This is a genomic window from Bartonella taylorii 8TBB (assembly GCF_902825155.1).
In the GTDB taxonomy this organism is placed as follows: domain Bacteria; phylum Pseudomonadota; class Alphaproteobacteria; order Rhizobiales; family Rhizobiaceae; genus Bartonella; species Bartonella taylorii_A.
In genome coordinates this window covers 1-7207 of the sequence record NZ_CADEAG010000018.1, presented here as the reverse complement: position 1 = coordinate 7207, position 7207 = coordinate 1, and the positions used below count along the sequence as shown (strand labels likewise).

Below are 7207 nucleotides of genomic sequence, written 5' to 3'. Positions count from 1 at the left end.
GTGTGTGTGGCTATTATGGTTACAGAAGCCGTAAGGACACTTTTATGCTTTAAAAACTTTTGCCTTATAATGCATAAAACAAATAAAAAGCTGTACAGACCGTACAGCTTTTTTTGTAACTTTTTTTGCCTGCTCTTTTGTATCATTGAATTTCATATCGTAAACTTCACTCCCTCACTCCTCTCATGTCTCCTAAGCCCCCTTGCTTAAAACAAAAGAACGACTCATCACCGCAAAGAGACATTACACTAATTTTCAAGATAGCTCTTATTGAGAGAGCTTCCTTTCTCAACTCTCATCAGGAAAAAAGTAGACAGAGCGAAATTGCATGATATACATACAACACAGCGCAGAAGGAAATTTTAAAAGCCGTAAAAGCCTTGGCATCTTGGGGGGCGTTGTGACAAAGAAGGAATCCATGATTTTCACCCAAATGGGACTTTTCCTTGTTTTGGGCTTTAGCAGCTTTGCCGATGAAACAGCACAAGTTACATTTGCTCTCCACTTAGCAGAAAGCACAGCCTCTATTTCAATGCTCCTTTTTGCTGGGCTTATGGGTGCAATTTGTGCCGGACCAATTGCACCACGCCTCTTACATCGCTTCCAACCAGCGCGAACAGTACCCATTGTTTTATTGTTTGAAGCAATATTTATAGCCACAGCCGCAATCGCCAACCAATTTTGGGTTTATATTGCACTTTCTTTCGCACTAGGTTGTGCTGGTTCAATCTTCTGGTCCGCAATCCTCGTTTCCGTCCCAGAATTTGCAAAGACTGATCAGCAACTAGACCGAATAAACCGCATTATCCAAACAGTGCGGAATCTTGGTTATATTGCCGGACCACTCCTAGGGGGTGTGTTGTATGGCATATCAAGCGGACAAAGAGGATTGTTTGCACTTTCAATCATGGTTCTTTGTGCAACCTTTATTACCATATTCTGTTTTAAAAGTTTAAAAATTCATGCACAAGAGACAGATACATCGCAGCGTACCAAAAAAGGGCTAGATTTAGCGGGCCTATTGCGTAAAAAAAATGTCGTCTATGCTCTTGCACCCCTCATCATCACCATCATACTCACCTCTGCTCTCAACGTATTATCGATTGTCCGCATCCGCACCGATCTGAACTTAAGCGCTGAAATCTATGGGGTGATCACAAGTATGATAAGTCTCGGCTTAGTGGTCGGACCTCTCTGCTTCTCCAGCATTTTCCATCGCTTTGGCAATGCCGCTGGAGCGTCACTTGCTGCAACAACCATTGGCTTTGGAATTTTCTGCTTTTCCTTAACACATATCGTATGGTTGATGATGCTTTCATTTTTTATCCTTGGAGCAGCCAATGGTGTGCAAAACGCCCTGATGGCAAGTTTTATGATGAAAGCCATTCAGAAAGAACACCGAAACAACCAAATGCCCGCCTATATCTTTATCATACAAACATCGGTATGCCTTGGTTTTATAGGGGCTGGTTTTGTCCATGTTCATCATACCCAAAGCACGCTGTTTATCATTGGCATCGCCACAATGATCGCAGGCATATTAGGTTTTATCTTGAACAGTGCCGTACAAAAAAAGGAACAGAGGGAATCTAATAATGGCTAGCGGACTCAGGCGTTTTCCGCCTAAAACAAATAATGCTCCAAAATGGGACTATAATCACCACTTGATAAAATCGTTGTATTTCCCATGCGACCCCACACCAATCAATATTACTTTGATGAAACACTTCTTTAGTGTGGAGCAGCTAACAACTATTCCTGAAACTTGGAATTTTAAAACAAAAAAACCGGTAACACCATGCAACAAAACCCTATAGTCCTAAATTTTACAATGGAACAGGCGGCTATGTGTGGCAACTCACAAACTACATGCAACATGATTTTAATGAGAGTACCAACACGCTCGAATTACAAAAACCCATACCACCCACAACCATCAATTCTTTCGCTGTCTACCCTCGTGAACTCAATCCCTTAGCGCACATCCAATGAGCTAAGGACGCGCAAATAATAAAAAATAAGCCCGTGCTCATTGTGAAACGCAAAATACAACCTGTAACGACTGTTTCTACAAAAAGAGCAGCATTTGGTGGATTTGATTTCCCAACATCTGAAGCGCTTCATGAAGGCTGTCTTGTCCAATCACTGAGGGAAATACAATTCAATGGTACTCTTCTTGCCTCTGGAAGTCTTTTGATATCACTTTTACAACACGGTCTCATCGAAACAGATCAAAAAGCATTTTCAGAAAATGATGCAACCGCTCTTTTACGAGAACCAACATGTGTTCTCCTATTGGCTACCATGCCAATGCGTATCCAATATCCCATAGACGATTCAATAGCATTTTTTGTAAAAGCAGGAATGCTGCGATTGGTAAAATTATAAGGATCAAAAAATGCAGCTGATAAGACCTGGCATGGGAACAGAAAATAGCACACAACTCATTTATTCTCTCATTCAAATGGTAAGACCGCGCACAGTCATTGAAATCGGTGCGGGCGATAGCACACGCTTTATCGCAAAAGCACTTCAAAAAGCAAAACAAGCGTGGCAACAGGATACAAGGCTTCTAGAATCCTCCCTTTGGGAAGAGCGCACAGCTTTACTCGACCCCTCAGGAATTCCTGAGAACTACGAATCGCGGCTTATTGCCATTGATGATTTTACTGCAGAGGATCAATCAGATAAAAAAGCGCGAGGAAAAATCTGCACGAAAAGCAAGGCTTTCTTCGGTATTTTTTTCGCCCGTATCAGCGGGAATCAATTAGAAAGCATTCAGCTGCCCATTTTAATAGCAAGATTTTCCATAGCAATGGCGTATATGCATCCTGCATTTGACGCAACTGATTTATGCCTTGTATTGGCAGGGAGATGTATAACATTTCCTGGCGTACAGGTTATACGCTTTTCGCTATAGAAAAAATCTAGCTCTCCCTCTATAATTAAGAGAGTTTCATCAACTTTGTGCGTATGCCAATCGTGTATTTTTATTGGGAAATCTCTTTGTATCTCTATCGAGCCTTGCTCTGGCAACATCATTTTTAATGTATCCATATATACTTTCATTTAATTTAATTCTAGAAAACTTAGTCATTGTTGCGCTCCATTATATGATATGGGCAAGGTGGGGATTCAATATTATTATCTTGCAGGAAGTATTGCATCCACTCTCTATTCTTTGGATCGCCATATTTCCCTAAAAAAGGGGATTTTGTGATAATATCAAAAGGTTCAAGTCTTTTTCTTACCGTGGAAAACGCATTTTTTGCTTTTTGTTCTGTATCCAACAGATCAGAAAAAACCCACCTAGGCTGGAAAGTTAACATAAATGTAGAACTTTTTCTACTTATTCTGTTTATATGGGACGGTGTATTGCAAACTATGAACATAGGCTCGCCATGAAAACAGAACTCCCATAGAGGATCATCCATATTTTTTGGTATATGCTTAGGCCATTCTCGATCGTCAAGTGCTCGTAAATCTTTAAGTATAGACCAAAATTTCTCTCTATAAACTTCGGCACTTTGTATGGGTGCAGGCTCTTAAAATGCAACAAAAGATGTGTTCTTTCCAAAGCTCTTATAATTATCACAATAATTTATAAGGTCTTCCATAATATTTCTTGCGGTTAACTTTTTGTAGAACCCAAATCTCAGCATGTCTTTTTGATATCCCTTTACCCCAAATAGGCAAGGAAAAATCCTGATTTTGTTATTCATTATTGCATCGAATTCTTTAAAAACCACCTGTTTTCATTTTTCATATTTTTCTATATTTTTCACTATTTGCGTTGCTGAATCCATATTTTCCTCCCAATTGTTGTATTTTATAGGAAATTGCTACGAATTATCCTTTCTAAAGTCGATAATTCATCATCACTCCGACCCCAAATTGCTATAATGGCTGGACAGGTATTTAAATCGATTGTCAGGGGAAGCGGTTTGTTTTCTTTAAAAAAGAGCATAAAATGAACCACATTTTTCCAAGAATGAAGCTTTTGCTGCCATAGGTTAATATCTTTTATGATATGGCCGTCAACCTTGTTGATAAGAAAGATAATACGCCCCTTTTTCTTAAAACAACTTGGCGCTTCCGAAAACACTCCCGCAATAAGATTAACGGAGCTTTCAAGTAAATCATCTTCATAGCAATGAGCAAACAAGGTGGGCGCAATTCCCCCGTGGAGGCGGGCTCCCACTTCTATCATGACTGGACCATGGGCAGTTTGCATGATTTCCATATGCGCGGGCCCATATTCAATCCCCAGCACGCGAATGCACTGTTTTGCATAAGAGATAAGAGCAGCATAAAGGGGATCTTGAGCATCAAGCACATCAAGCGATTCATAAACAAAGGCACTCCCATTATGGATACCCTTTTTATATCGCGATAAAGCACATATCTTTATCGCCTCCCCATTTACAACAGCATCTACTATGTATTCCTCTCCCACTAATCTTTCTTGAAGCAAATAAACCTCGTTAGGTGCACCAAAAATATTCTTCTGCATCCAGTCGATCCTAGAAACCCACGCCACCACTTCCTCGCGGCTAGAAAAAAACAAAACGCTATCACTCCCAGAAGAATCATTTGGTTTCACCACATAGCCGCTGAGGCTTTCAAAACCATCGAGAATACAATCATCTTTTGTAAGAATCTTTGACCGAATGTAAGACAAACCATTTTCACAAAGGCGCTTTTGCATCGTCGCCTTTTTCCGCCGCCAATCAGTGGTCAAAGGATTATTTCCAAGACAACCATAGTAAGCAGCCAATTGTTCTGCACAATAAATACCTCCTTCAGCACCCGCTACCACGGATTCTATCGCACCAGCTGGAAAACGCTGCTTTATCTCATCCACACTATGAAGCTTCGCTTCTGCCATGCCCTCACCCTGATAAGAAAGCATAAAATGAGAAAAAAGAGCTGGTTGAGATGCAACACCGTAACAGGTATAGCCCAATTTTTGCAAAGCAGGACCATAGAGAGCACCTGTAGAGAAAGGGTCGACAATAAGAATGGGTTTGCTCATACCTTGGCTCGCCGCACTAAAAGAAAAAGGACATAAATAAAAATTATCACCCCTATAAGGGGTAGAAGATAAATGGCCGCCTGTGGTCCCATAAGAGCGGGGCTTGTAAGAAGACCAAGGATAACATAACCCGCTGATTGGGAGATAGTATAAAGCATACCGCTATAACTTCCCACAAGCTCTGCTTGAGTCTCTATCTGGGTCGCTTCAATCATATGTTTGCGGGCATTAATCCGCATGGTGTTCATCGAAAAGCCAATAAAAAAGCAAAAGACCACAGCCAAATAGGGCGATTGGGTGGTGCTAAAAATGAGATCAGCCACACCCAACATAAGGGCTGGAAGGATGAATTCAAAGCAGGGAATTTTGATAAAAGCAGCTAAAAAAGCGCCCACACCCGCAACCGCGCTGCAAAGCCCATAATATTCAGAGCTAAAATTTTTCACACTCTGAAAAAGAATAGTCGCCAGTGTATTATAGGCGCAAATATGAAAACCAATAAGGCCTATGCAGACGCATAAAAGTTTAAGTTCAAGAGAGAGCCTGTCTGCTTGCGGCATGGGTGTTAGCTTCTTCTCGGTTGCAGACGGTGCAACGCCCGTAGCGCTATATTCATCGCGAAAAATGACATATCCGGCCACAAGGCTTACAATGATGTCAAACACACAAAGTGCCGCAATCAAACCATTATAGCCAACCCCAGCTGCTACCCCTCGCAGGCTGGTTGCTTCTAAGAGATAACCACTCAGTGCCGCTCCCAAAAAGGCACCAATCTGCACCACTGTTTGCATAATGCGGGAAGCCTTTTGGGCGCTAATATAACCTTTAAGCGCTAGCTTGGTATTATAAGTCTCGAGCGTACTTAAGGTGATCAAAGAGAGATAACCGATAGAGATAGATACAGCAATAAAACCAAAAGGAGAATCAGCGTAATGAAAAAGAGCAATTAATATAAGAAGGCTATAGATGATGATTCGCCTTTTGTATAAATCTACCAACCTCAGAGAAGACTTAATGCGGACAAGCCCGCTTTTTTTCAAAAGATAGGGTGTAAGAGTTCCCAAAGCCATGGACACACCCAAAAAAACCGATGAAGATGTTATGCGATAAACGTTCCAAAGATTACTTAAGAATAGCACCATATCAGAAAGATAAAGCACAGCAACAAGCCCATAAAACCGAAAAATCAGTTCTTTGCGCACGCCCCCCTCCACATATTTAACAACACGCAATATAATAATCAGTATACATCTTTATAAACAAACTAGTGTACGTATTTTCTGGGTATGTCAAGTTTTTCGATAGACGCATGATAGTAGTCTGAACGTTAACATTTATCGTAGTGATAGCTCATTTTCGAGAGATTGAATAGCGAGGGTGGCTGGTATTTTCGCTGCGCTTATTGCAAGCTATCTTACCGATAGTTCTTTCGCACAAGTTATAATTTTTCGCACCATTTCATCTGCTAACAACACCGCAAAAATTTATGCCCTAAATGCAGTTATAGCACACAAATCTGCACACCAACATGGGCTTTGAATTCTTACAATTCTATCCGCGCGCTTTCCGTAATCTTCAGGCTTGGCATCAAGCTTATTGCCCGTATATGCCGCCGCAAAAGGATGTTTGGAAATCGCTTCTGACAGATCGCGCCATGCTCGCTCAATCGGTTGAGAGAGAAGAAGGCCTTCCCTACTCAGCTTGCATCAGAGGGGCATGATGTTTAGTAGCATACCCTTATTAGTCGCTATTGCGTTCTTTCACACGAGAAGACATCCGAGCCACCCCAGAGCGCTCACCATAGCTCTGCGCGCATTTACGCGCTAGTATGTTTCCTCCTGCTTTCATTTTCAGAGAGTTATGATAGTTTTTTTCCAGTATAAAGAAGGAGTTTTAGATTTATCGGTTGAGAGAGAAGAAGGCCTTCCCTACTCCGCTTGCATCAGAGGGGCATGATGTTTAGTAGCATGCCCTTATTAGATTTCGTTCTTTCACGCGAGAAGACCCGAACCATCCCAGAGCGCTCACCATAAGGTCTTGGTACGTTTATAAGCTACTACGTTTCTTTCTGCTTGGGATAGTGCTTCAAGGGCGAAGTACAGTGCGAAGAAGGTTATAATATGGGCGTCCCAAATCATGCTCCTTGTCATCGGTATAGCTACAATGATAGCA

At 41.5% G+C, this 7207-nt stretch carries 5 protein-coding genes and 2 pseudogenes; 3 read left to right on the top strand and 4 right to left on the bottom strand.

All coding sequences use genetic code 11. The annotated features are described in order from the left end of the window. Positions 1–400: 400 nt before the first annotated feature. Both J7R13_RS08185 and J7R13_RS09940 read left to right on the top strand, forming a co-directional pair. Positions 401–1603 (top strand): MFS transporter, encoded by a 1203-nt coding sequence (locus tag J7R13_RS08185; RefSeq protein WP_208438246.1) that lies wholly within the window; start codon positions 401–403, stop codon positions 1601–1603. 195 nt (positions 1604–1798) lie between these two features. Next, positions 1799–2388: pseudogene (locus tag J7R13_RS09940) on the top strand (hypothetical protein). Positions 2389–2778: 390 nt separating this feature from the next. Here J7R13_RS09940 and J7R13_RS08170 read toward each other — a convergent pair. The 4 genes and pseudogenes from J7R13_RS08170 to J7R13_RS08155 form a co-directional block, all read right to left on the bottom strand. Further along, on the bottom strand, positions 2779–3039 hold the full coding sequence (locus tag J7R13_RS08170; RefSeq protein ID WP_246786330.1) for a cupin domain-containing protein: 261 nt from the start codon (positions 3037–3039) through the stop codon (positions 2779–2781). Positions 3040–3089: 50 nt separating this feature from the next. After that, positions 3090–3722 (bottom strand): annotated as a pseudogene (locus J7R13_RS08165) (YqcI/YcgG family protein). A 107-nt stretch (positions 3723–3829) separates the two neighbouring features. Further along, positions 3830–5035: an ATP-grasp domain-containing protein gene (locus J7R13_RS08160; protein ID WP_208438243.1), complete on the bottom strand. Its 1206-nt coding sequence runs from the start codon at positions 5033–5035 to the stop codon at positions 3830–3832. Continuing rightward, complete coding sequence (locus tag J7R13_RS08155; protein WP_208438242.1) at positions 5032–6237, bottom strand: MFS transporter; 1206 nt, start codon at positions 6235–6237, stop codon at positions 5032–5034. Before J7R13_RS08155 ends, J7R13_RS08160 begins: the two co-directional genes overlap by 4 nt. A gap of 175 nt (positions 6238–6412) precedes the next feature. Between J7R13_RS08155 and J7R13_RS08150 the strand changes: the two genes are divergently transcribed. After that, positions 6413–6574: a hypothetical protein gene (locus J7R13_RS08150; protein WP_208438241.1), complete on the top strand. Its 162-nt coding sequence runs from the start codon at positions 6413–6415 to the stop codon at positions 6572–6574. Positions 6575–7207: the final 633 nt, after the last annotated feature.